The sequence below is a fragment of the Saccharothrix sp. NBAS 001 genome (genome assembly GCF_056640475.1).
Genome location: NZ_CM153251.1, coordinates 1,589,813 through 1,609,058 on the forward strand (window position 1 = coordinate 1,589,813; position 19,246 = coordinate 1,609,058).

A 19,246-nucleotide genomic window follows, 5' to 3' on the forward strand; every position below is an offset into this window, starting at 1 on the left:
GTCCGGCTGGTGGCCGCGCGCCCGCGCGGACGGAGGGGGTGGTCGTAGCCGCGCTCCGCCGCAGTGCAGCGGCTACGACCGGTTCCCCGCGCACCCGCTACGGGGAGTTTTGCTCCGCTGCGGCCAGGCGTTCCTGTGCCACGCGGTGATAGCGATCGGATAGTTCGACGCCCACGAATGACCTGCCGGTCTCCAGGGCCGCAACCCCCGTCGATCCGGATCCGGTGAAGGGGTCGAGCACGGTTCCGCCGTCGGGGCAGATGTCGACGAGTTCGCGCATCAGGCCCTCTACGGGCTTCTGTGTGATGTGTCTGCGTTGGCGTCCTCGTGGCTGGCTCGCACTGAACACGCCGGGCAGGTACAGCTCGCGTTCCGAGTCGTACTTGCCGTTCGACGCCCACAGCACGAACTCCGCTGCCGAGCGGAAACCTCCACGTTTGGGGCGGCTGATCGGCTTGTGCCACACGATCGTTCCCTGCCAGGTCCAGCCGGCGACTTGCAGTGCGTCCGATGTGGCCGGTAGCTGTCTCCAGTCGGTGAACACCAGGAGGTGTCCGCCATCGCGGGTGGTGCGCAGGCACTCGGACAAGACCAGCGACAGCCACATGATGTAGGCCCGCTGGTCGCGGTTGTCGCCGGTGAAGTCGGGCAGCGAGGCGAGGGTGGCGTGGGCGTCGCCCGAGACGTACTTGCCTGCGGCCGTGGCGCTGCGCCGCTCGGAGTTGGTGCGTCCTCCGCTGTTGTAGGGCGGGTCGGTGATGACGGCGTCGACGGAGTTCGATGGCAGGGTCGGCAGGATAGCCAGTGCGTCGCCGTGGTGCACGACGTAGGTCGAGGGCATTGATTTCTCCCCAGGTCATGTGGTGTGTTTTGTGAACATTCCTCGTGATCTGGGGAGAGGTGTCGAGGAATGACGAAGCCCCGACGGCCTGTAACGGGCCGTCGGGGCTCCCTGCCGGAGCCGATCCCGGCACACCTGGCGGTGGTAGTCCGATGTGGGCACAGCTCTGCCCGGTGGAAGCGTTACATGCAGGTCAGGCCATGGTCAAGTCGCCGGTCGTGGTCGGTCGGTGAGCGTCGAGCCACCGGACCAGCTCGACCGGGTCGTATCCCGGGCCCTTCGTGAGGTGCCTGTGCTTGATCACACGCAGCCGGCCGGGCGTGATGCTGATCCAGTACGGGTCGCCGGTGCGCCGCGCTTCGGCGATCAGTGCGGTCTGGACGTCGCGGAGGGACAGCCGGCCCGGCGGCAGGGCGGCGGTCACGGCCAGCGTCCATACAAGAGAGCGCCGAGTGCGGACCACCAGTCCGAGGGCGCGAGCGCGAGGCTGCACGCCGCGAGCATGGTGACCAGCACGTCGGACGCGGTCATGGTCGCCACTCCTCGCGGTAGCCGTCGGCGTGCTGGTAGGCCAGCGCGAGCGCGCGGAGTCCCGCGATCTCGTTGGTGGGTGTCTTGGGGCAGAGGCCGGCGGCGATCTGGTCGTTGTCGTGCAGGCATCCCTGCTCGCCGTCGATCTGAGCCTCGTACGTCAGCACGGCGGTGAACACGGCGTCGTGGGCGTCCCAGAGCGCCCAGAACCCGTCCGGGTCGTCGGCGCGTTCCTGCTCGGCGTGCTCGGCCGGGTCGACGCCGAGCTGTGTGGCGTCGCGCTCGACGGCGCGGCGATGGCCGGCGGCGAGGTCGTCCAGTGTGGAGCGCAACCAGTCGGCGAGGTCGGTCATGGAGCCATTGTGCCGTCGAGCGGACTGGGTTTCCAGGCTCGCCAGCGGAGTAGGGCGACAGGCAACCGTCGCGGCCGGACCGGTCCGGCCGCGACGGTGGATTCATGCTGAATTCCGTTGAGCCGCAACAAGGTTCGGCCGTCGCGCCGCGTCTGAGACTGGTGTCGTTCGGGTACGGGCACGGGGTTGCCCCTGCCGCCGATCTCGTGCTCGACGTGCGGGAGTGGTTCCGTGACCCGCACGTGTCGCCCCGACTGCGGGCGATGACCGGCCGGGACTACGAGGTGGTGGCGAACGTGCTGGGCACACGCGGCGTGCCGTCCTTGGTGGATCACCTTTCCCGGGCGCTGGCGGTGCTGGTGGAGCTGGACCTGGGCACGGTCGTCGCGGCGGTCGGGTGCGTCGGTGGCCGGCACCGGTCGGTGGTGATCGCGGACCAGTTGGGGTGGCGTGGTCGGGCGCGGGGTTGGGGTACGGAGATCGTGCACCGGGATGTCGATCGGCCGGTTCTCGCAGGTCGGCGGGCGTCCGGCGCGGCAGACCGGGGGCGCGTCCCGGATGGACGGTCGTGAGGATCGGCCGGTCGGCGAACTGATCCCCCCTAATTCCTTGGGATCACTTGGCTATCTCTGATATGCTTACGCCACAACAACTACAGAGAGGAAATCCCGTGGAGCTGAGCCCCCTGGGAGAGGACATCCTGACCGCTGCCGCCGAGCAGGGTTGGGTTGTCCTGGTCGGCGAGTCGGTCGGCACGGTCGGACTCCGGTCCCCGAACGGCGACACGCACATCATCCCCCTCGTGCTGCTGGAAGAGGAGGACGACGGCCGGTTGGGCATCATCCTGATGTCGCTCATCGTGGTCAGCGGTCTGGAGTGGCCGTGGCCGCCGGAGCTGGATGAGGAGTGGCAGGCCCTGATGGAGGACGAGGGCGACTCCGACGAGTGATCCACCGGGGCGGGGCGAGGGTGCTGGTATCACCCTCGCCCCGCCCCCAGGGTACTCCGCGGGGTTCGTTGACCGGGTACGCCGAACTAGGGGATGATAGCCAAGTGAACACATGGAATTTGAGCACGGTGGCGGAGGTCGATCGGCCGCTGGAGATCCTGCACGCGTCGACGGTCGGCCAGGTCGTCGCCGGTGACGGCCTGGCGTCGGTCGTCCTGCGCGACGACCAGGTGGGGATCGTCGCCGCGGTCGAGGCGGACGGGCACCCGGCCGCCGCGCTGGCCCGGCAGTGCGACCGCCTGGTCGCGGCGCTCGCGGACCGGGGTATCGCGGTCACCGGGTGGGTCGCGCTGGAGATGCTCTCCGACGCGGAGGTCGACCGCCGGGTCGCGGTGCAGGCGCACGGAATCCCGGAGATGGTCAACACCGCCGGGTTCGCCGAGTTGTGCGGCGTCGGCCCGAACCGGATCAGCGAGCTGGAGGGCGAACGCCGGAAGTCGGAGTCCGAGGGGCTGGGGCACCCGTTCCCGAAGCCCGTGGTTCCGGGCTGGTGGCTGCGGACGGTCGCCGAGCGGTACGCGGCCACCCGCAAGCGCAAGCCCGGTCCCGTCCCGAAGTAGCGGCGGGGTCAGCCGGGGACCGGGACGTGCAGCCCGGCCAGCCGCTCCCGGGCGTCCGCCGGCGTCACGTCGCCCAGCCCGTTGCGGGCCAGCCAGTGGTCGGCGAGCGCGTCGACCAGCGCCCCGGGGTTGTCGACCACGCTCCACGGCGTGTCGCACTCCAGGCACCAGTGGTGGCGTCGTCGCGGGCCGGGCGACCAGCCGGAGAGGACCCGGCCCGGGTCGAGTCGGGCACCGCAGTGCGGGCAGCGGGGCCGGAGGTGCGCGGCCTGGTGGATCGTGCGCCGGCCGTCGAGCGGGGCGGCGACGAGCACGTCGGTGCGGGCGACGCCGGCGACCCGCGCCCGCTCCATCACCGGCCGGCCTCGACGGAGGTCGCGGTGGTGGTGTCGAGCGGGGCGCGGACGTCGGCGCACTGCCGGTCGGCGAGGTGGGTCCGCATGGGTGCGGAGTGTAGGTCCGATCGGGTGATGTCGCCCCCGAAGGCGGTTCTTTGTAACCCTGTCGGTTTACGACTCTGCTAGTCTGTAAACCGACAGGGTTACACCAAGAGTGGAGAGCGACGTGGACGACGACAAGATGAACCGGATGATCGTGGGGCAGCTGGCCTTCCGCGCGTACAACCTCGCGCCGAGCTTCGGGTGGGAGGCCACGCGGGAGGAGTTGGCGCGTCTCGCGGACGACTTCTCGATGGAGACCGACTGCCACGACGACCCGTGCGACTGCCCGGACAACAGCTTCAGCGTGTACGAGCACCTCACCGCGACGCCGGAGCAGGTCGACGCCGCGATCGTCAAGGCGAAGGAGTGGGCCGCGTGACCGGCCTGCCCGAGGGCGTTCCGGACGAGCGGCAGGAGATGATCGACGCGCTGACCCCGGACGACGACCTCACCGCGGAAGAGGCGGAGTGGGCGTTGGAGCGCCTGCGCCGCGAGATGGACGAGGACCCGGTGCAGGTTGCGCTGGCCTACGTCCAGGGCACCCTGCTCAGCCGGATCGCCGACCCGGTCGCCCGGTGGAACGCGGTCACCCGGCTCGCCGACGAGCTTCCGGGCGCGCTGGAGTACGTGCGGGCGCTGTGCGTCGGGCAGCTCGTCGTGGACGGCAGGTCCACCGAGGAGGCCAGCACCGCGCTCGGGATCAGCCGGCAGCGGGGCAGCCGGCTCCTCGCGGGCAACGACCTGCCCGGCCCGCGCGCCCTGGCCCGCGCCGAGTTCTCCAGCGACGCCGATCCGGCCTACCTGGTGGGCAATCTGGTCGGCGTGGTGTCCGTCCTCGGCGACACGCTGGACCACCACCGGGGCCGCCAGCAGTACGGCCCCCGTGCGGCGCGCGTGATCCGCGACGCGCACCTGCGTCCGGACCTGGTCCCGATGAAGACCTCGGCACTGGTCGCGGAGTGGCTGCGGACGGGCCAGGGACGCAACGACCTGCGCGTCAGGTACCCGACCCTGCTGGCCGCGATCGACCGCGCAGCCGCCCGCATCGCCAGCCTCGACAAGCCGCTGCCCCAACACTTCCCGCCGGTCGACCGGAGCAACATGTGGATCGGCTACCACCACGCCCGCGAGCACCACAGCACCCGACCGCCCGAGCCCGACACGTCCGCCGAGGCCCGGTAGCGCGGCACCACGACCACGGAGACCACCCGGTCGGTGGCCAGCCGCTGACCCGCTGGAGTCTGTTCGACGGCGTTGGGGGTTCGCCGGCCCGGCGGCACCGCCGCGACGACCCGTCCGGCCCCGAGGGGCTGCGGGCGCACAGGGGGGAGGATGCGCCCGCCGGGTCGCGCAGACGGCCGGGTGCCGCCAGGCCGACGTAGGGAGGGTTCCTGTGGTGGGCCTCCGCAAACCCTCCACAGTGGACCCGCCCCGTGAGGGGAGATGACCTGACACCTGTGTAACACTCCGCTTACGGGCAAGGCACGGGTTTTCACCCATTCAGCCGCTCAATCCGTGGCGACCGGACGCTTCCCGTGCGGCACCGACAACGCACTGTCACCGACGGGAGGGTCAGGCTCCGCGCGTCGTGCCGACCAGCGCGAGTCGGTGGGCGGCGTAGCCGCGGGCCAGCCGTGCCCGGTGCGCCGCGCCTGGTGCCGGGTCCGGGGCGGCGGCCCAACTGCTCCACATCCCGGCCAGGTAGGCGGCGATCGCGTCCAACTGCTCGTCGGCGGCGTCGTTGTAGGCGGGGACGGTGCGGCGCGCCCAGTCCTCGGCGGCGTCGGGTGTGTGCCCGGCCTCGACCATCCGGAGGACCAGGAACGCCGGGTCCACCCACGCCGGGCCCGCGCCGGGCATCGCCCAGTCGACCGCGTGCACCGTGCCGCCGGCGTCGTCGATCCGGATCTGCCCGCCGTGCAGGTCGGTGTGCACCAGCCGGTCGCCCTCGACCAGGCCGGGCAGCAGGCCGGTCAGCCGGTCCAGCCGCGCGACGTCCAGGCCGCGCACCGCGTCCGGGTCCTCGGCCGCGAGCCGGGGCCACCAGTCGGTGGTGGCCCACCGGTCGGTCAGCGGGCGCAGCCCCACTGCGGGCTGCAGGCCGATCATCATCGCGAGGTCCGCGACCACCCGCAGGTCCGGCGAGCCGGGTGCCAGGGACGCGGCCCGGCCGTGCAGGTGCTCGAACGCGACGACCAGCCAGTCGTCGACGTCGACGTGCGCGAGCACCCGTGGCGCGATGCCGCCGGTGTGGGTGGCGGCGGACAGCTCGTTGCGCAGCCACCGGCGCCTGATGTTCACGCCCTTGGCTCCCTTGACGAACACGGTCCCGGTCGCGGTGGTCAGCACGGCGCAGGCGTCGCTGTTCTGCCCCTCGTGCACGTCACGGGCGTCGCGCACCTCGCCGACGTGGCGTTCGACCTCGGCCCGCACCGTCTCCGGCAGGTCCGCCCAGCACGTCCTCACGAACAACTCCTCCTCGATGTCAGGGGGGCGGGAGTCGGGTGTCCTGGTTTTCGTTCCCGTCCGCGCCCGACGCGCCGCAGTTGCCCTCCTCGACGCAGTCCGCGCCCAGCCCGACCGGCCACAGCTCGTCGTCCACCGCGTAGCCCGCGCGCCGGATCACGTCGACGGCCATCCCACCACGGGCGCGCCCGACACGCTCGTGGCGGCCGGTCGGGTCGTCGTCGGGCACGTGGTGCACGAACCGGCCCACCACCCGCTCGCACAGCTCCGCGTACTCGCGGGTGTAGAGGATCAGCGTGTGCCAGCCGACATCCACCGCGGGCGACGGCGACATCCGCGCGCCGGCGGACAACGTCCCGGACGCGGCGACAAACGCCAACGCCTGGTCCACCACCCGCTCCGCCCGTTCCAACTCCATCCCGTGCTCGGCCGCGACCCGCACCGTCACCCGCCGGAAGAACGCCGCCGACACCAGCGTGCGCGCCGCGACCGGGCGCGCTGTCGTCACCGACATGGTCCCCACCTCCCGTAGTCCACCGACACCCGACCGTAGCCACCGGGTCCCGGCGGACGTCACGCCCGATCGGGTAGGCCGCCCGGACGTGCCGACGCCCACGCCCCGCCCGCCGGTGGCGGGGCTACGCGGCGGCCAGGACGAAGGTCCGGCCGGCCTCGTAGTCGGTGACCGCGAACCGGTCCTGGCGGAAGGCGGCGGCCATCCGCACCAGGGCCGCCGTCGTCCCGGCCCCCGTCTCCACGACCGCGCCGACCTCGTCGTACCACTGGATCTCCCCGTCGAGCGGCCTCGCCGAGACCAGCCGCGCGGCCCGGCAGCGCCACCCGTCGCCGTGGCCCGCCAGGAGGCGCTCGACCTCGTCGAGCGTGTGCCGGGGCGCGGTCGGCTCGTAGCCCTCCCGCAGACCCATGCCGACCAGCACGCCCCGCCGGGCCGGGTCCCGCGCCGCGCGCCAGCCGTTCTCCCCGGCCAGCCGGGCGGCCAGCGACTCGTACTCGCCGACCGCGGGACACCCGCGGGTGCGGCTGGGGTCGCGCACGAGCAGCAGCTCGTCGACCGGGTCGCCGTCGCCGCCGGACACGTACGCGGTGACCGGCGTGCCGGTGGCCGCGGCCAGGCCCGCCAGCACGGTGTGGACGGTCCCGATCGGGGCTCCCGGGACCAGCAGCCGGGCGCTCCACGCGCCGGGCGCGGAGGCCACCTCGGTGTAGGTCGTCGTGGTCATCGTCGTCCTCCGTTCAGGCGGGGTGGTGCGGGTTCAGGTCCGCGAGCATCCGGTCGAATCCCTCGACGGGCTGGGTGGTGTGGCGCAGATACCGGCCGGAGTCGTCCAGGTATCCCCAGTCGCCCCGGACACCCCGCCCGCAGACCATGAGGCTCAGCGTCCGGCCCGGGTCGTGGATCTCGCGCACCTCGTGGAACACGTGTTTGGCGACACGGTTGGCGGTGCCGGTGGTGTGCCGCGCGCCGAGTTGGTCGACGACGCGGCCGAGGTCGGTGTCGAGTTCCCAGCGGTCCTCGGTGTAGCCGCCGGACAGGACGTGGCCGGTGAACTCGTCCCAGGGATGGTTGTGGGGCATGCCCCTCAGGTCCGGGGCGAACCACAGGTTGAGCTTGACGGTCAGGTGCGCGCCGCGGGCGAGCACCAGTTCGGCCTTGGACGGGGATCCGTCGGCCTCGGGGATCAGCCACCAGGACAGCGGGTCGGTGATCCGCTCCCAGGTCAGCGGCAGGTCGGGTACGTGCTCGGCGACACCGGCCGCGGCGGCCTCGTACAGGTCGTGGGTCACGACCAGATCGGGCAGGACGGACACTCGGGTCATGTCGGCTCCGGACGTCGGGTGAGAGCGGTGAGGGGTCGGAATGTCAGTGGTACCACTGACAATCCGGCTCCCGCCGGAGTTGGCGTACTACTGGCGTACTACTGGCATGTCGCTCTGCGACGCGCCTTCGTGGAGTGCCTGGTTCGGACGTGCCTCGCGGCCGGGTACTCCTCGGACCTCCCGCTCGTGCACACCGGCTGGACGTCGGGCCACTGGGGCACGACCTCCGGGCCGCTGCCCACGTACCGCCTGTCGGAGCAGATCGCGATGTCCGGCATGGGCCACGTCTACCGCGTGACCCCGACCGAGTGCGTGCGCATCGACGACCAGGACGAGGATCGCTGACTAGTCGGTGCCGTGCGGTGACGCCAGGCGGGTGGCCAGGGCCTTGATCCTGGCCACCTTGTCCGGGGCGGTGATCCTGTCGAACCGGGCGCGCTGCTCGGCGGTGGCCTTGTGCAGGTAGTGGCGGGCGAGTCCGAGGTCCATCGCCGTGGCCGCGCAGGGGCACTGCGACACGTCCGCCATGTCGGCGGCGCGCTCCACGTGCATCTGGCAGTGCGTGCCGTACTGGAGCGCCGTCTCGCAAAGGGCCGTGGTGCAGCACGGGCAGTCGGGGCAGTCCTCGGGCGCGGGCTTCATCCACGTGTGGCCCTCGGGGGCCTCCAGCGTGTGGTCGGGCACCCAGCGGGTCACTCCTGGGCCGCCGTGAGGCCCGGGACGACGCATTCGACGTACACGCGGCTCAGGGTCGAATCGCCGCGGTTCGGGTAGGGCGCGCTGACCTCCTGGACCTCGAACGCCAGGCGCAGGGTGTGCACGGCGGCGTCGAGTTCGGTCGGCGTGCCCATGATGCGGATCTTCACGCGGTCTCCTGTGGGTAGGCGAGGCGGGCGAGGTTGAGTCCGTTGTAGATGTGGTGGGGGTTGTTGGCGCAGCGTCCGCCGTCGTCGTCGCGGTCGGGCCACACGGTGCCGCCGCAGCCGGGCTCGATGCACACCCCCAACGATCTTTCCGGAGTGTCGTGGGCTTGTCGCCGCAGTTGTGCGTGCAGGGCGCGGATGACGTCCACGTAGGACGGTCCCCAGGGCTGGTGGGCGCACCACTCGGTGTGGGTGCGGAGCCAGCCGGCCAGGACGGAGACGGTGAGCGGCCGGGGGACGAGCCAGTCGGTCAGCTCGTCCTCGTAGCGCCGGCCGGAGACGTAGAGGGCGATCCGGTGCAGCGAGCCGGGCACGGACAGCGTGGCCTCGTCGGGGTTGTCGTCCGGGCCGGTGCCGGTGGCGTGGCTGCGGTGATCGAGCGCGGCCAGCACGTCGAGCGAGACGGGCGGCCGGCTCTCGTAGCCGGGGGAGCGCGGGCCGGGGTCGAGTGCGCGCCCGCCGGGGGTGAGGCTGGCCTCCAGGACGACGACGTGGACGGGCAGCTCGTCGAGGCGGCGGCGGGTGGCGTGCACGCACCGCTCGCAGGCGTAGCGGAGCGGGGACATCTCGCTGCCGCAGGACCGGCAGTCGGCGGTGTTCATCGCGGGAACACCCGGCTGTCGCGAATGTCGTGGCCTTTGTCCACGCGGCTCAGCACGGCGAACCACAGGGGCGACCCGCTGGCCACGGCGGGGTCGACCCACGCGCTGTGGAGGGTCATGCCGCGCATCGCCTGATCGAGCAGGTGCAGGTCGCGCTCGACGAACACCAGGACGCGGCGGCCGAGGACGCGGGCGATCCGGTTGGTGCGGTCGAACGTCGCCGCGGTTGGCGAGGTGAGGGCGACCACGGGCCGGAGGACGTGCTGCTCGGCGGTGTCGAGGGTGGGGCTGACGATGCCGTGCTGGTGGTGCTTCGGTGCGCGTGCGATGTGCACGAGCCAGTCGGCGAGGTCGAGCTGGTGGTGCTGGTGGTTGTGCACCGGCGTGGCTCCTACGGGTGGGGCGCGGGCTAGGCGGACGCTGCCGGGCCCGCGCGGCGGGCGGGTGGTGGGCGTCAGCCCCAGTACGAGACGAGCAGCCAGCCTGGCCGGGGCTGGTCGGCGGGCGTGATGCCGAGGACTTCGCAGGCGCGGCCGAGCTTGCCGTCCCAGTCCTCGGCGATCCGCTGGGCGTCGAGCGCGGCGAAGTCGATCCGGTCGACATCGCCCCGGTTCGCGGTGACGTGGTGGGCGGCGAGGACGTACATCGGGTACTCGGAGTGGCAGTGGTGCACGAACTCCACGTGCAGTCCGGCGTCGCGCAGCCGGGCGTCACCGGCGTCGTGGACGTTGTAGCCGTTGTTCCGCTGGCCGCCGAGCCAGGCTGGCTGCCAGTTGCCGTCCTCGTCGGCCTGGTCGATGAGCCACTGGTCCGGGCTGCCGAGGTCGTAGCCGTAGGCCAGGATGCCGTCAGTCGAGGTGCCCATCAGCGTTTCCTTCCGTGGGGTGCAGTCCGGTGTGGACGGCGTAGCAGGACGTGAGGGAGCCGTAGGTGTGGCAGAACCGCTGGTCGCCGATCCGGCCGCCCAGCAACAAGTCGTCTTGGCCGCAGCGCGCGCAGCCACCGGTTCGGTGGCCGCAGCGGGCGCAGGTGTACGGGCCGAGCGACGCCTCCCGGTGCTCGGCCACCGTGACCTCGACGACGGGTTCGGTGCCGCTGGTGGTCCAGCCGCACTCCGGCTCCTCGCACTCGGCGGCGTACCAGCCGGGGCTGCGCACGCTGTCGGTGTCCTCGTAGACGTGCACCTGGTGCTCGCGCGGGGTATCCGGTTGGGCGGGCGGCGCGGCTGGACGGCAGTGCGGGCATGGCACGTGGCCCGGCACGTGGACGGCGAGGTGGCACTCGAACCGCTCAGAGCCGGCTGCGGCGGGCGTGCCGAGGAGCTTGACGCGTCGTTCGCCGGCGGCGGAGAGAGCTTCGGACCACGCGAAGTCCGTGCCGGGCGGGCCTGCGGCGAGTTCCTCCGCCGTCAGCACGGTTTCGCCGCCGAGCTTGGCCAGCAGGTAGCGGACGAGCGCCTGAAGGTCGGACCAGTCGAGAGCCGCAGGCCAGCGGAGGTGTGACAATCGGGGTGATTTTATTACCCCCCTTGTTACAGGGCCGTTCGGGCTAGCGTCGTTCGTGTTAACGGCCAGCGCGCGCAGTTGCCGGAGTTCGCGCGCCACCTCGTCGTCGAGGAGCCTGCCGAGCGCGCGGCGTGCTGCGGCGTCGGGGTACGGCTGGACGTCGACGAACTTCCGGCCGGCGGAGACGTGCTCCAGGACGCGGCGGACGTCCTCGTCGACGTCGCCGGTGCCGTCGCCGGGCGCAGGGCCGCGCCGCCAGGGGGAGGCGTCGCGCCACCGGCCGACCGGGCAGCTCTGGGCGTACGCGTCGGGCCACGTGCGGCGGGCTTCGGTGAGCAGCCGGGCGACCTGGTAGGCGTCGGTGTCCTCGGCCAGCGGCCAGACCCGGGGCGCGCCGGGCGGGCCCAGGACGATCCGCCAGCGGACGCCGGCCAGTTGTTCCTCTGTGGTCACGGTCGCTCCTGGTGGTCGGGGAAGAGGTCGAGCTGGGTGGGCACGCGGACGCGTTCGGGTTCGGGGCCGTGGCAGTCGCAGGGGCAGCGGTAGCGGCACACCCGGTCGGCCAGCCACACCTCGGCGTAGCCGTGCCGGCGAGTCCCGGTCCGGCTGGTTCGAGAGCGGTGGAAGTGCTGCTCGGTGAACTGCGCCCCGTGGGTGCCGCCGCGCTTGAGCACGGCCGTCTCGCTGGACGGCAGCGGGACGGCGGCGGTGCACACCTGGTGCCGCCCTACTTGGCAGTGCCCGCTGGCGCTGTACTGGCACGCGCACCTCAGGTAGAAGGCCGGGGACTCGCGGAACTGCTTGCGCATCCCGGGCGTCCAGACGTGCTCGCGCACCCACGCGGCGGCCTCGGTGGTCATCACGGCCCCGGCTCCGGGGCTTGGCCGCCGGCGGTGTGCTCCGCCGCGCGGTCCGAGGCCCGGGGGGTGGTCTCGTGCCGCGCGAGCCGGACCACGGCCACGGCGGTGAGAGTGGCGTGGCGGATCGGCGCGCCGGTGATGCGGCGCAGGGTGTTCGCCAGCGCGACCACGGTCTGCTCGGGGCTGGACCGGGTGAGCCGGATGCGCGCGGCTTCGACGAGGTCGTCGAGGCTGCCGTTGGCGGCTGCTATGTGCTGGTCGACCCAGGCGACGAGGGCGGGCTCAAGGTTGTCCATGCTGGTCCTCTGGGAGCAGGCCGAGCGTGCGGGCTCGGCGGGCGGCGGCGATCGTGGTGGTGGCGGCTAGTGCGGTCCTGGTGGCGGCGGCGCGGGCGCGGATGCCCTCTTCGGACCAGTAGGTGGCTGCGGCGATCTGCCGGTAGCTGTCGCCGCGTTCGACCCGCACCAGCAGGTCGATCAGGTACAGCGGGAGGTAGGGCTTGGCGTCGACGTCGGATGCGCTAGGCACTGCGGTCCCTTCCGCGCCGGCGGCGCTCGTCTCGTTGAGGGGTGGGGGTTTCGTGGTCGTGCCAGCGGGAGCGCGCTTTGGCGCGGCCGGGATCACGGCTGCCCTGCCTCGGATCGTGCGCACCGGGCGATCTGGTGCTGGTGGACGGTGAGCGCGCCAGCGTGCAGGTGCACCCAGGCGAGCGGGACGCCGGTGCCGGCGGGGAGGGTGGTCGGGCGCGGGCTCGGCGACGGCACGCCGTGGACGATGTGGGGTCGGACGTGGCCGTTGACGAGCGCGGCGGTGATGGTGTGCATCGTGCCCAGCGCCGGGTGGGACGGCGGCAGGCCGAGCCGGTGCGGTCCGACGTGGACGTACATCCCGGGGGAGGCGAGCGCGCGCACCTCCCACGCGGTGGCGGCGGCGAGTTCGGCGAGCAGCTCGGCACGCAGCTCCTCGCGGCGGAGCAGGCCGAGGGCGGCGAGCAGTCCGGTCATGGGTACTGCCCGCCGATCTCGGCGCGCATCCACGCGTCGGGTTCGACGCACAGCGAGCCGGTGTCGTCGCCGTTGCGCAGCCACACCTGCCAGCAGGCCGGGGTGAACACCTCCTGGAGGTAGAAGCCGGTGACCCGGCCTTGGCCGTCGTAGGTGTAGACGGGCAGCACGGTGGTGTACTCGTCGTACCAGCGCTTGTCGGTGACGGTGCCGTGCTCGACGCTCGCGCAGGCGGCCAGGACGAGGGTGAGCAGCACGGCCGGCGTGCGGGCGGCGCTCACCAGTCCCCCTCGGGGCAGCAGTCGGCGACCCACACCGTGCCGGCGGGGGTCTGCTGGGCGCGGATCGGCGTCCCGACCGCGAAGCGCTCGCCGCACTCGGCGCAGCGGCCGGGCCAGGTGGCGGGGTAGGTGCGGCCACTCGGGTCACCGAGGCTGTCGGCCTCCTCCGCCGGGGTGAACCCGCCGCGGTGCCGGGCGCACGCGCACTGGGTGACGAGCAGGTCGGTCAGCTCGCAGCGGTCATCGGCCATGGATGCCGCCCGGCTGTCGCAGGCCGTTGCCCGCGTACATGTGCACGGCCTTGCCGTCGAACAGCAGGTGCCGTTCGCAGGTGCCGCACGGCACGGTGAGGTCGCCGGCGAACGCCGCGGTGATGGTGGCGTCGTCGGCCTGGTCGACGATCTCCCACCCGGTGTGGCCTTGGAGCGCGAGGTGCACGCGGTTCTGTTCGAGGAGGTGGCGGGCAGCGGCGTTGGTGAAGCCGAGGCCGTGTCCGCACACGCTGTGCCGCAGGAGGGACAGGGAGTACTTCATGGGTCTCCTCAGAACAGGCCGAGCTGGGCGGGTTTCGGGGCGAGCCGGCGGCGCGGGCAGCAGGTGCAGTAGGGCCACGGGTCCGCGTTGGGCTGGTCGGGGCCGAGGGTGCCCCAGTACTCGGCCCAGCCGCGCCCGTCGTCGGTGACGCCGGTGAGGATGGTGTCGCCGAGGCTGCCGGTGACGAATCCCCTGAAGCCCCAACGGGTTGGCCCGTTGGGGTGGCCGCCGTAGCCGTGGACGCGTACCCAGTCGCCGGGCTGGTAGGGCGATCGGGCGGGGACGGGGCTGCGTGGGGATCGGACTTGGTTGTGGCGCAGCAATTCGGCTTCCCAGTCGGCTACCACGGGATCCTCCGAAGGGTGTCGAGGAGGCGTCGCCACGGCGGGCGTGGCTTCGGCCGGGGCTTGGCGGTGGCCGGCTCGGGATCGGCGGCGGGGGCCTGCTCCAGGTCTGCGGCGGGCTGGATGGCGCAGCCGTGCGCGACGTGGCCCATGCTGTCGACGTGGGTCGGACGTCCCCAGTCGCCGTCGAGCACGCCCTGGTTGGGGCTGGAGCGGGCGTAGCGCAGGGCGTCGTCCCAGCGGTCGCGCGTGGACGTGTCGGGGGTCGTGCTGGTGAAGACGTTGTAGGCGTGCATCGCCTCGCGCGTGCCCGAGTGCTCGATGCGCTCGATCTCCGCGCGGATCGCGCTGTCGATCGTTTCGCGGTGGTCTTCCAGCATCGCCTGCACGGCGGGGTGCACCGGCGGGGCGTCGATGCGGCGCGGGACGCCGGGTGAGGGGTTGAGGGTGTCGCGGCCGTCCGGGGCACGGAGGACCGGCGCGGGTTCGGGGAGCGCGTGGTCCTGACGACCGGCTTGGTCCACCCAGGACGCGACGCGGCGGGCGCAGTCCGGGCAGCAGTAGGGGGACAGCCAGCGCACGGCGAAGTTGTCGCAGTCGGGGCGTGCGCAGGGGACGAACGCGGTGGTGTCGAGGCCGGCTGGCCGTTCGGCCGCGGCCTCCTCGATGGCGGCCAGGAGCGCGGGCAGGTCGCGGTAGCTCATTTCGGCTCCGGGATGTCGATCTGGCCGGCCCGGCTGGTGGTCTGGAGCTTCCGCACCGACTTTCCGCGTCGCCAGTAGTTCCAGGCCCGCATGACGAGCGAGATGCGCTCATCGTGGGAGGTGCGTCGGTTGACGCCGTAGTCGCCCGCGAGGCGGCGGCGCAGCGCGAGGATGGGGCTGCCCTCGTCGAGGCCGGCTCCGCTGGCGAACTGGTCGTAGAAAACGTAGGCGCTTTCGGCGTCCACGCGGTACAGGAGCCAGAAGCAGTAGTCGCTGACGCTGGGCGGCAGGGGGACCCTGTGGGTGAGGTGGCCGAGGAGTTCGACCGCGTCGGCGAGGTCGGGGGCGTTGCGGATGTACGCCTGGACCTCGGCGTTGGTGAAGTTCGAGGACTTCGCGGTGCCGCCGTTGTCGCGGGAGAGGGCGATGCGCGCGGCGGCGGCCAAGCGGCCGGCGTACTTGACGCCGTCGATGGTGAGGGCGTCGGCGGCGGAGCGCTTGCGGCCGGAGTCCATGACGTCCTGGGCGTCGTGGTCGAGGTTGCGGACGACGTAGGTGGGGATGGTGACGTTGGCGCGGGCGATGGCGGCGAGGCGGTGCTGGCCGTCGAGGAGGGTGCCGTCTGCGGCGAACTTGATGGTCTCGCCGGCGTTCTTCCAGCGGCCGGCGGTCATGTCGCGGGCGTAGGCGGCGATGGTGGTGTGGGAGAGGTTGCGGTTGCGGGTGTTGTGCTCGGCGAGCCACTGCTTGGCCATCTCGGGGGTGATCTCGACAAGGGCGGCGGCGGGTGCGGGGTTCTTGCGGGGTTGCCGGGTGGTCATCGGAGCGCCTTTCGGGTGCGGCGGCGGGTGCGGTTGCGGTAGGCGTGCCCGTCGAGGGTCAGGGCGGGCGGGCGGACGGTGCTGGTGTGGACGATCCGGCCGTCCCGGAGCATCCGGTGGCCGGTGACCGCGAGGCCGTGCTGGAGGGTGGCGAGCTGCCACGGGAGCAGGTGCGCGGGCAGCAGCAGGGGGCGGCAGCGGAACACGGTGCGGGCGCGCAGTCCGTGCAGGCGCAGCGCGCCGCCGCTCCAGCGGTGGGCGTTGCGGGCGATCCAGGCGGCGGTGTTGCGCACGCGTTCGGCTCCGGTCGCGGTCGGGTGCGGCCTGCGGTCGGTGGTCATCGGTTTCGCCTGGGGTTGAGGGCGCGGGGCGCGCGGCGGGCGGGTTGGGGGCCGGTGTTGCGGTGCTGCCGCAGCCACAGGGCGCGGGCGCGCGGCTCGCTCGGCGGGGTGTCGGGCAGGGAGTCCACGAGGGACCGGAGCGTGTCGGCGGCGTCGTCGAACGCGAGGACGAGGTGGTCCAGCGCGTCGCCGAGCCGCGCGGCGAGCGCGGCCATGCGGGCGTCGACCAGCACGGGCGGCACGCCGGCGACGACCAGGCGCACCACGGCCTCGGCCTGGTCGTGCTCACCGGCGGCCAGCAGCTGGTCGACGAGCGCGAGCGCGGCCTGCTCGCCGAGCACGGCCTTGGCGCACATGCGGATGAGTCCGGCGCGGTGGTTGTCGTCGGGGTCGAAGAGCCGGATGTCGGTGATGTTCTCCGCGCGGATGGCGTCGAGCTGGAGGGCCGGCACGGTCAGATGGCCGATGACGACGCGGGCCTGTCCGTCGACGAGCACGACGTCGCGGACATCGATCCGGACCGGGTCGGCGTTGACGCGCGCGATGCCGGCGGGCGACCGGTCGGCCTGGTCGCGTGGGTGGTCGCTGCTGGTCACGGGGTCACCGCCGGTCCGATGTCGATCCGCTGGTCGGCGTCGAGGGTGCAGGTGTAGCGGCCGGGCGTGGGGAGGCTGGCGGCGAACTGGGGGTCGCGCTCGGCCCAGTCGATGGCGCAGTCGTGTCGGAAGCAGCTGGCCGGGTGCTCGATGGTCCAGTCGTCGTCGGCGATCTGGATGACGTGGTCGGCCTGCTCGGCTTCGAGCCGGTCCCGGAGTTGGTCGCGTTCGGCGACGAGCTGGTCGATGTTGGCCTTGTGCTCGCCGATTCGGGTCATCTGGCGGGTGATGGTGCGCTGGAGTTCGTCGCGGTCGTCGCGGTAGCCCTGGGCGGCGGCGCGGAGGTCGTCGCGTTGCTGGATGAGCCGCTGGAGTCCTGCGGTGAGGCCGAGTTCGTTGGGGCCGTGGGCGCGTTCGAGGAGCACGGCGAGGTTGCGGAGGGTCTGGTCGCTGTCGAGCAGTCGGGCTTGGTGTCGGGCGGTGATGCACTCGACGGCGGCCTGTGCGTTGCCGATGGCGGCTTGGGCGAGTTCGAGGCGGCGTTCGGCGCTGGTGTTCCAGTCGGCGATGAACTGGCCGGGGGTGGGCCATGCGGCGGGGTCGCGCGGGGTGGGGTCGGCTCCGGCGGTGAGCCGGTCGATCTCGGCGCGGAGGTGGCTGGTCGCGACGGGCAGGACGGCGTCGAGGATGGCGCGGACGATCCCTTGGGCGCTGTCGCCGTCGTGGTTGGCGTAGGCGATGTGGCCGGCGACGACCGCGTCGCACATGGCTTGCTCGGTGTCGGTGGGGTCGACGGGGCGGACGTGGTCGGCGCGGGGTGCGTACTCGCCGGTGACGGTGTGGTCGATCTGGACGCGGACGTGGGCGTTGCCCTCGAAGTCGGGAGCGAGCCCGAGGAGGCGTCCGCGTTCGCCGATGAGCGGGCCGTCGGTGATGGCGACGTGGGTGGGCGTGGTGGCTTCGCCGGCGAGGCGGGCGGCGTCGACGATGCAGCAGGGGCGGATCTCGACGTGGTGGCTGCGGCGGTAGTCGGCGCAGGTCAGCGCTTTGCCGTGGGCGGCGCAGCAGGGGTTGTGCGCGACGGGCTCGGCCGAGGGACGGACCGTGATCGTCTGAGCTTCGCCGGGCGGGTTCTGGGGTGGCTGGGTCACGGTGGGGCCTTTCGTGGCTGTGCGGCGGTCTGAGGGCCTGTTTCGGGGCCGTGCTGATCGACTGGTGGGGCGGCCTTGCGTGCGTCGTGGAAGCGGTCGGGGAGTTCGACCCAGCCGCCGTGGCTGGGTCGGCGGCAGCGTTGGCGGGGTGCTGCGCCGCAGAACCCGCAGCGGCGGGTGAGTGGGTTGTCGCGGACTTCGTCGGGCAGCTCGCCGTGCGGCCCCCAGCGGAACAAGCCGGGTCCCGAGCCGCCGGTTTTGCGTCGGCCGTGGCGGGTCATGGCGGGTCCTCGGTGGGTGGGGGTTCGCGGCGGGTGGTGGGGGTGAAGTCGAGGCGGCCGAGGCCGGGTTTGCCGGCGGTGGCGCGGCGTCGGGTTGCGCCTCGGCCGGCGGGGAGGGCGGCGCGGATGGCGGCGAGGCCCTTGGCGGCCCGGTCGGGGGCGGTGGGGTCGTGGTCGCACAGGACGCGGCCGGCGTAGCCCTGGGGGTCGCACAGGGCGCAGTTGGCGATGGCGGCGAGGCGGACCCGGGTTCGGGCGTCGAGGTCGCGCGCGGTCGGTGGTTGCGCTGGGTGCCCGGTAGGTGGTTGGTCTTTGGTGGTTGGTTTAAGTGACTTGGTAGCCGGCCACAGCTGTGGCCGGTCATTCGGTTCGGTTTGGCCGGTCATTCGGTCCGTGACGGTGTTATCTGGCCGGTGAAAGTCGTTTTCAGGGGCCAGGGCTCCGGCCGGTGATTTCGGGTGTTCACTGGGGACGTCGGGGGATTGGGCGGCCTTCTGGGTGGCCGGTGATTCGGAGTTGTCCACAGGCTGTGGGCGGGATTGACCCGGCCCGCTGGTGGCCGGTGATTCCGGGGATTGACCGGCCGCCTGGGTGGCCGGTGATTCGGTCGGGGGTCGGAGGTTGACGCGGTCCAGGAGGTCGCGCGGGAACACCAGCCGGAACTCCGTGGCCTTGCCACGGCCGCCGCGTCCGCCGCCCCTGGAGGTCTGCTCGATCAGCCCCAGGTCGTCGCGCAGCACGGCGAGTTCGCGGCGGACGGAGCGCTCGCCGAAGCCGGTGTCGGCGGCCAGGACGGACAGCCCTGGGCGCACGCGGGTGCCGTCCTGGTCGGCGTAGGTGGACAGCACGAGCGCCAGGAACTTGGTGCGGCCGGGGATCTCCGCGCGGCGCAGGACCCGCTCCCATTCGAACCGACCGGCGGGCCGCAGCGGCGGCTCGCCGGGTTCGTGGATGGGCGTCGACGGAGACATCAGGCGACGGCTCCGTCCGCCGGGCGCGTGTTCGGGGCCAGGCCGAGGTCGGTGCGGATGCGCGCGGTGGTGTAGAGGGTCATGCGGGTGTGGATCGCGATCTCCCGGTCGGTCCAGCCGAGACGGTGCAGCTCGGCCAGCACCCCCTGCCGGAACGAGGTGCGCAGCACTTCGGCGGGCATCCGCCCGGCCAGGCACTCGGCGTAAAGGTGCTCCTCGGGCAGGGGGCGTATGGGGGCCGTGGCGGTGCGGCCGTTGAGCAGGTTGATCCGGATCGCCACAGCGGCCT

35 protein-coding genes are annotated in these 19,246 nt (G+C 72.6%); 6 read left to right on the forward strand and 29 right to left on the reverse strand.

All coding sequences use genetic code 11. From position 1 onward, the window contains the following. Nucleotides 1–97: 97 nt before the first annotated feature. The 3 genes from AC0HI0_RS06955 to AC0HI0_RS06965 form a co-directional block, all read right to left on the reverse strand. A complete protein-coding gene (locus AC0HI0_RS06955) occupies nucleotides 98–841 on the reverse strand; it encodes a DNA-methyltransferase (protein WP_480931428.1) in 744 nt (247 codons plus the stop codon). A gap of 193 nt (nucleotides 842–1,034) precedes the next feature. After that, nucleotides 1,035–1,265 (reverse strand): hypothetical protein, encoded by a 231-nt coding sequence (locus tag AC0HI0_RS06960; protein WP_480931429.1) that lies wholly within the window; start codon nucleotides 1,263–1,265, stop codon nucleotides 1,035–1,037. A gap of 103 nt (nucleotides 1,266–1,368) precedes the next feature. Continuing rightward, nucleotides 1,369–1,725: a hypothetical protein gene (locus AC0HI0_RS06965; protein ID WP_480931430.1), complete on the reverse strand. Its 357-nt coding sequence runs from the start codon at nucleotides 1,723–1,725 to the stop codon at nucleotides 1,369–1,371. Nucleotides 1,726–1,829: 104 nt separating this feature from the next. On the opposite strand from AC0HI0_RS06965, the gene AC0HI0_RS06970 reads away from it, so the two are divergent. The 3 genes from AC0HI0_RS06970 to AC0HI0_RS06980 all read left to right on the forward strand — a co-directional run bounded on the left by AC0HI0_RS06970 (nucleotide 1,830) and on the right by AC0HI0_RS06980 (nucleotide 3,294). Continuing rightward, nucleotides 1,830–2,297 (forward strand): RapZ C-terminal domain-containing protein, encoded by a 468-nt coding sequence (locus AC0HI0_RS06970; RefSeq protein WP_480931431.1) that lies wholly within the window; start codon nucleotides 1,830–1,832, stop codon nucleotides 2,295–2,297. Nucleotides 2,298–2,395: 98 nt separating this feature from the next. Next, nucleotides 2,396–2,674 carry a hypothetical protein gene (locus AC0HI0_RS06975; protein ID WP_480931432.1) on the forward strand — a complete coding sequence of 93 codons (279 nt, stop codon included), beginning with the start codon at nucleotides 2,396–2,398 and terminating at the stop codon, nucleotides 2,672–2,674. A 104-nt stretch (nucleotides 2,675–2,778) separates the two neighbouring features. After that, a complete protein-coding gene (locus tag AC0HI0_RS06980; protein ID WP_480931433.1) occupies nucleotides 2,779–3,294 on the forward strand; it encodes a hypothetical protein in 516 nt (171 codons plus the stop codon). An 8-nt stretch (nucleotides 3,295–3,302) separates the two neighbouring features. Here AC0HI0_RS06980 and AC0HI0_RS06985 read toward each other — a convergent pair whose 3' ends face one another. After that, nucleotides 3,303–3,650, reverse strand: a complete 348-nt coding sequence (locus AC0HI0_RS06985) for a hypothetical protein (protein WP_480931434.1) — start codon at nucleotides 3,648–3,650, stop codon at nucleotides 3,303–3,305. A 208-nt stretch (nucleotides 3,651–3,858) separates the two neighbouring features. Here AC0HI0_RS06985 and AC0HI0_RS06990 point away from each other — a divergent pair, with 208 nt between their 5' ends. Both AC0HI0_RS06990 and AC0HI0_RS06995 read left to right on the forward strand, forming a co-directional pair. After that, nucleotides 3,859–4,113 carry a hypothetical protein gene (locus AC0HI0_RS06990; RefSeq protein ID WP_480931435.1) on the forward strand — a complete coding sequence of 85 codons (255 nt, stop codon included), beginning with the start codon at nucleotides 3,859–3,861 and terminating at the stop codon, nucleotides 4,111–4,113. Next, nucleotides 4,110–4,916 (forward strand): hypothetical protein, encoded by an 807-nt coding sequence (locus AC0HI0_RS06995; protein ID WP_480931436.1) that lies wholly within the window; start codon nucleotides 4,110–4,112, stop codon nucleotides 4,914–4,916. The genes AC0HI0_RS06990 and AC0HI0_RS06995 overlap by 4 nt, the downstream gene beginning before the upstream one ends. 390 nt (nucleotides 4,917–5,306) lie before the next feature. Here AC0HI0_RS06995 and AC0HI0_RS07000 read toward each other — a convergent pair whose 3' ends face one another. From AC0HI0_RS07000 to AC0HI0_RS07015, 4 genes are all read right to left on the reverse strand, one after another. Beyond that, a complete protein-coding gene (locus tag AC0HI0_RS07000) occupies nucleotides 5,307–6,200 on the reverse strand; it encodes a phosphotransferase family protein (RefSeq protein ID WP_480931437.1) in 894 nt (297 codons plus the stop codon). Nucleotides 6,201–6,219: 19 nt separating this feature from the next. Beyond that, complete coding sequence (locus AC0HI0_RS07005; protein ID WP_480931438.1) at nucleotides 6,220–6,714, reverse strand: glycine-rich domain-containing protein; 495 nt, start codon at nucleotides 6,712–6,714, stop codon at nucleotides 6,220–6,222. A 124-nt stretch (nucleotides 6,715–6,838) separates the two neighbouring features. Next, on the reverse strand, nucleotides 6,839–7,441 hold the full coding sequence (locus tag AC0HI0_RS07010; RefSeq protein ID WP_480931439.1) for a hypothetical protein: 603 nt from the start codon (nucleotides 7,439–7,441) through the stop codon (nucleotides 6,839–6,841). 13 nt (nucleotides 7,442–7,454) lie between these two features. After that, nucleotides 7,455–8,039: a hypothetical protein gene (locus AC0HI0_RS07015; RefSeq protein WP_480931440.1), complete on the reverse strand. Its 585-nt coding sequence runs from the start codon at nucleotides 8,037–8,039 to the stop codon at nucleotides 7,455–7,457. 129 nt (nucleotides 8,040–8,168) lie between these two features. On the opposite strand from AC0HI0_RS07015, the gene AC0HI0_RS07020 reads away from it, so the two are divergent. Next, nucleotides 8,169–8,384, forward strand: a complete 216-nt coding sequence (locus AC0HI0_RS07020) for a hypothetical protein (RefSeq protein WP_480931441.1) — start codon at nucleotides 8,169–8,171, stop codon at nucleotides 8,382–8,384. Here AC0HI0_RS07020 and AC0HI0_RS07025 read toward each other — a convergent pair whose 3' ends face one another. The 21 genes from AC0HI0_RS07025 to AC0HI0_RS07125 all read right to left on the reverse strand — a co-directional run bounded on the left by AC0HI0_RS07025 (nucleotide 8,385) and on the right by AC0HI0_RS07125 (nucleotide 19,238). Next, entirely contained in the window at nucleotides 8,385–8,723 is a 339-nt protein-coding gene (locus AC0HI0_RS07025) for a hypothetical protein (protein WP_480931442.1), read from the reverse strand. An 8-nt stretch (nucleotides 8,724–8,731) separates the two neighbouring features. After that, entirely contained in the window at nucleotides 8,732–8,905 is a 174-nt protein-coding gene (locus AC0HI0_RS07030; RefSeq protein WP_480931443.1) for a hypothetical protein, read from the reverse strand. Continuing rightward, nucleotides 8,902–9,564 (reverse strand): hypothetical protein, encoded by a 663-nt coding sequence (locus AC0HI0_RS07035; RefSeq protein WP_480931444.1) that lies wholly within the window; start codon nucleotides 9,562–9,564, stop codon nucleotides 8,902–8,904. The genes AC0HI0_RS07030 and AC0HI0_RS07035 overlap by 4 nt, the downstream gene beginning before the upstream one ends. Continuing rightward, on the reverse strand, nucleotides 9,561–9,944 hold the full coding sequence (locus AC0HI0_RS07040) for a hypothetical protein (protein WP_480931445.1): 384 nt from the start codon (nucleotides 9,942–9,944) through the stop codon (nucleotides 9,561–9,563). The genes AC0HI0_RS07035 and AC0HI0_RS07040 overlap by 4 nt, the downstream gene beginning before the upstream one ends. A 74-nt stretch (nucleotides 9,945–10,018) precedes the next feature. Next, nucleotides 10,019–10,429, reverse strand: coding sequence for a hypothetical protein (locus tag AC0HI0_RS07045; protein ID WP_480931446.1), 411 nt, complete (start codon nucleotides 10,427–10,429; stop codon nucleotides 10,019–10,021). Beyond that, nucleotides 10,413–11,522 (reverse strand): hypothetical protein, encoded by a 1,110-nt coding sequence (locus AC0HI0_RS07050; protein WP_480931447.1) that lies wholly within the window; start codon nucleotides 11,520–11,522, stop codon nucleotides 10,413–10,415. The genes AC0HI0_RS07045 and AC0HI0_RS07050 overlap by 17 nt, the downstream gene beginning before the upstream one ends. Continuing rightward, nucleotides 11,519–11,929: a DUF6248 family natural product biosynthesis protein gene (locus AC0HI0_RS07055; protein ID WP_480934264.1), complete on the reverse strand. Its 411-nt coding sequence runs from the start codon at nucleotides 11,927–11,929 to the stop codon at nucleotides 11,519–11,521. The genes AC0HI0_RS07050 and AC0HI0_RS07055 overlap by 4 nt, the downstream gene beginning before the upstream one ends. After that, nucleotides 11,929–12,225 (reverse strand): hypothetical protein, encoded by a 297-nt coding sequence (locus tag AC0HI0_RS07060; RefSeq protein ID WP_480931448.1) that lies wholly within the window; start codon nucleotides 12,223–12,225, stop codon nucleotides 11,929–11,931. The genes AC0HI0_RS07055 and AC0HI0_RS07060 overlap by 1 nt, the downstream gene beginning before the upstream one ends. Next, nucleotides 12,212–12,457 (reverse strand): hypothetical protein, encoded by a 246-nt coding sequence (locus tag AC0HI0_RS07065; RefSeq protein WP_480931449.1) that lies wholly within the window; start codon nucleotides 12,455–12,457, stop codon nucleotides 12,212–12,214. The genes AC0HI0_RS07060 and AC0HI0_RS07065 overlap by 14 nt, the downstream gene beginning before the upstream one ends. A gap of 92 nt (nucleotides 12,458–12,549) precedes the next feature. Beyond that, the gene (locus AC0HI0_RS07070; RefSeq protein WP_480931450.1) at nucleotides 12,550–12,933 is read right to left on the reverse strand and encodes a hypothetical protein; all 384 of its coding nucleotides are present in this window, start codon (nucleotides 12,931–12,933) and stop codon (nucleotides 12,550–12,552) included. Then, nucleotides 12,930–13,214 carry a hypothetical protein gene (locus AC0HI0_RS07075; RefSeq protein WP_480931451.1) on the reverse strand — a complete coding sequence of 95 codons (285 nt, stop codon included), beginning with the start codon at nucleotides 13,212–13,214 and terminating at the stop codon, nucleotides 12,930–12,932. Before AC0HI0_RS07075 ends, AC0HI0_RS07070 begins: the two co-directional genes overlap by 4 nt. Further along, on the reverse strand, nucleotides 13,211–13,465 hold the full coding sequence (locus AC0HI0_RS07080) for a hypothetical protein (RefSeq protein ID WP_480931452.1): 255 nt from the start codon (nucleotides 13,463–13,465) through the stop codon (nucleotides 13,211–13,213). The genes AC0HI0_RS07075 and AC0HI0_RS07080 overlap by 4 nt, the downstream gene beginning before the upstream one ends. Then, nucleotides 13,455–13,748, reverse strand: a complete 294-nt coding sequence (locus AC0HI0_RS07085; RefSeq protein ID WP_480931453.1) for a hypothetical protein — start codon at nucleotides 13,746–13,748, stop codon at nucleotides 13,455–13,457. The genes AC0HI0_RS07080 and AC0HI0_RS07085 overlap by 11 nt, the downstream gene beginning before the upstream one ends. An 8-nt stretch (nucleotides 13,749–13,756) precedes the next feature. Next, nucleotides 13,757–14,095 (reverse strand): hypothetical protein, encoded by a 339-nt coding sequence (locus AC0HI0_RS07090; RefSeq protein WP_480931454.1) that lies wholly within the window; start codon nucleotides 14,093–14,095, stop codon nucleotides 13,757–13,759. Then, a complete protein-coding gene (locus AC0HI0_RS07095) occupies nucleotides 14,089–14,796 on the reverse strand; it encodes a hypothetical protein (protein ID WP_480931455.1) in 708 nt (235 codons plus the stop codon). The genes AC0HI0_RS07090 and AC0HI0_RS07095 overlap by 7 nt, the downstream gene beginning before the upstream one ends. Then, nucleotides 14,793–15,617 (reverse strand): hypothetical protein, encoded by an 825-nt coding sequence (locus AC0HI0_RS07100; RefSeq protein WP_480931456.1) that lies wholly within the window; start codon nucleotides 15,615–15,617, stop codon nucleotides 14,793–14,795. The genes AC0HI0_RS07095 and AC0HI0_RS07100 overlap by 4 nt, the downstream gene beginning before the upstream one ends. Further along, complete coding sequence (locus AC0HI0_RS07105; protein ID WP_480931457.1) at nucleotides 15,614–15,958, reverse strand: hypothetical protein; 345 nt, start codon at nucleotides 15,956–15,958, stop codon at nucleotides 15,614–15,616. The genes AC0HI0_RS07100 and AC0HI0_RS07105 overlap by 4 nt, the downstream gene beginning before the upstream one ends. Beyond that, nucleotides 15,955–16,554 (reverse strand): hypothetical protein, encoded by a 600-nt coding sequence (locus tag AC0HI0_RS07110; protein ID WP_480931458.1) that lies wholly within the window; start codon nucleotides 16,552–16,554, stop codon nucleotides 15,955–15,957. Before AC0HI0_RS07110 ends, AC0HI0_RS07105 begins: the two co-directional genes overlap by 4 nt. Further along, nucleotides 16,551–17,705, reverse strand: coding sequence for a hypothetical protein (locus AC0HI0_RS07115; RefSeq protein WP_480931459.1), 1,155 nt, complete (start codon nucleotides 17,703–17,705; stop codon nucleotides 16,551–16,553). The genes AC0HI0_RS07110 and AC0HI0_RS07115 overlap by 4 nt, the downstream gene beginning before the upstream one ends. Before the next feature lie 277 nt (nucleotides 17,706–17,982). Continuing rightward, nucleotides 17,983–18,957, reverse strand: a complete 975-nt coding sequence (locus AC0HI0_RS07120; protein ID WP_480931460.1) for a hypothetical protein — start codon at nucleotides 18,955–18,957, stop codon at nucleotides 17,983–17,985. Then, the gene (locus tag AC0HI0_RS07125) at nucleotides 18,957–19,238 is read right to left on the reverse strand and encodes a hypothetical protein (RefSeq protein WP_480931461.1); all 282 of its coding nucleotides are present in this window, start codon (nucleotides 19,236–19,238) and stop codon (nucleotides 18,957–18,959) included. The genes AC0HI0_RS07120 and AC0HI0_RS07125 overlap by 1 nt, the downstream gene beginning before the upstream one ends. Nucleotides 19,239–19,246 lie beyond the last annotated feature (8 nt).

Excerpts from the sequence above, each read along its gene's own strand:
- AC0HI0_RS06965 (WP_480931430.1), bottom strand. The coding sequence starts at position 1,725 with ATGACCGACCTCGCCGACTGGTTGCGCTCCACACTGGACGACCTCGCC.
- AC0HI0_RS07095 (WP_480931455.1), bottom strand. The coding sequence starts at position 14,796 with ATGAGCTACCGCGACCTGCCCGCGCTCCTGGCCGCCATCGAGGAGGCC.
- AC0HI0_RS07015 (WP_480931440.1), bottom strand. The coding sequence starts at position 8,039 with ATGACCCGAGTGTCCGTCCTGCCCGATCTGGTCGTGACCCACGACCTG.
- AC0HI0_RS07055 (WP_480934264.1), bottom strand. The coding sequence starts at position 11,929 with ATGACCACCGAGGCCGCCGCGTGGGTGCGCGAGCACGTCTGGACGCCC.
- AC0HI0_RS07080 (WP_480931452.1), bottom strand. The coding sequence starts at position 13,465 with ATGGCCGATGACCGCTGCGAGCTGACCGACCTGCTCGTCACCCAGTGC.
- AC0HI0_RS06955 (WP_480931428.1), bottom strand. The coding sequence starts at position 841 with ATGCCCTCGACCTACGTCGTGCACCACGGCGACGCACTGGCTATCCTG.
- AC0HI0_RS06970 (WP_480931431.1), top strand. The coding sequence starts at position 1,830 with ATGCTGAATTCCGTTGAGCCGCAACAAGGTTCGGCCGTCGCGCCGCGT.
- AC0HI0_RS07120 (WP_480931460.1), bottom strand. The coding sequence starts at position 18,957 with ATGTCTCCGTCGACGCCCATCCACGAACCCGGCGAGCCGCCGCTGCGG.
- AC0HI0_RS07035 (WP_480931444.1), bottom strand. The coding sequence starts at position 9,564 with ATGAACACCGCCGACTGCCGGTCCTGCGGCAGCGAGATGTCCCCGCTC.
- AC0HI0_RS07045 (WP_480931446.1), bottom strand. The coding sequence starts at position 10,429 with ATGGGCACCTCGACTGACGGCATCCTGGCCTACGGCTACGACCTCGGC.
- AC0HI0_RS07005 (WP_480931438.1), bottom strand. The coding sequence starts at position 6,714 with ATGTCGGTGACGACAGCGCGCCCGGTCGCGGCGCGCACGCTGGTGTCG.
- AC0HI0_RS07100 (WP_480931456.1), bottom strand. The coding sequence starts at position 15,617 with ATGACCACCCGGCAACCCCGCAAGAACCCCGCACCCGCCGCCGCCCTT.
- AC0HI0_RS07060 (WP_480931448.1), bottom strand. The coding sequence starts at position 12,225 with ATGGACAACCTTGAGCCCGCCCTCGTCGCCTGGGTCGACCAGCACATA.
- AC0HI0_RS07010 (WP_480931439.1), bottom strand. The coding sequence starts at position 7,441 with ATGACCACGACGACCTACACCGAGGTGGCCTCCGCGCCCGGCGCGTGG.
- AC0HI0_RS07070 (WP_480931450.1), bottom strand. The coding sequence starts at position 12,933 with ATGACCGGACTGCTCGCCGCCCTCGGCCTGCTCCGCCGCGAGGAGCTG.
- AC0HI0_RS07085 (WP_480931453.1), bottom strand. The coding sequence starts at position 13,748 with ATGAAGTACTCCCTGTCCCTCCTGCGGCACAGCGTGTGCGGACACGGC.
- AC0HI0_RS07105 (WP_480931457.1), bottom strand. The coding sequence starts at position 15,958 with ATGACCACCGACCGCAGGCCGCACCCGACCGCGACCGGAGCCGAACGC.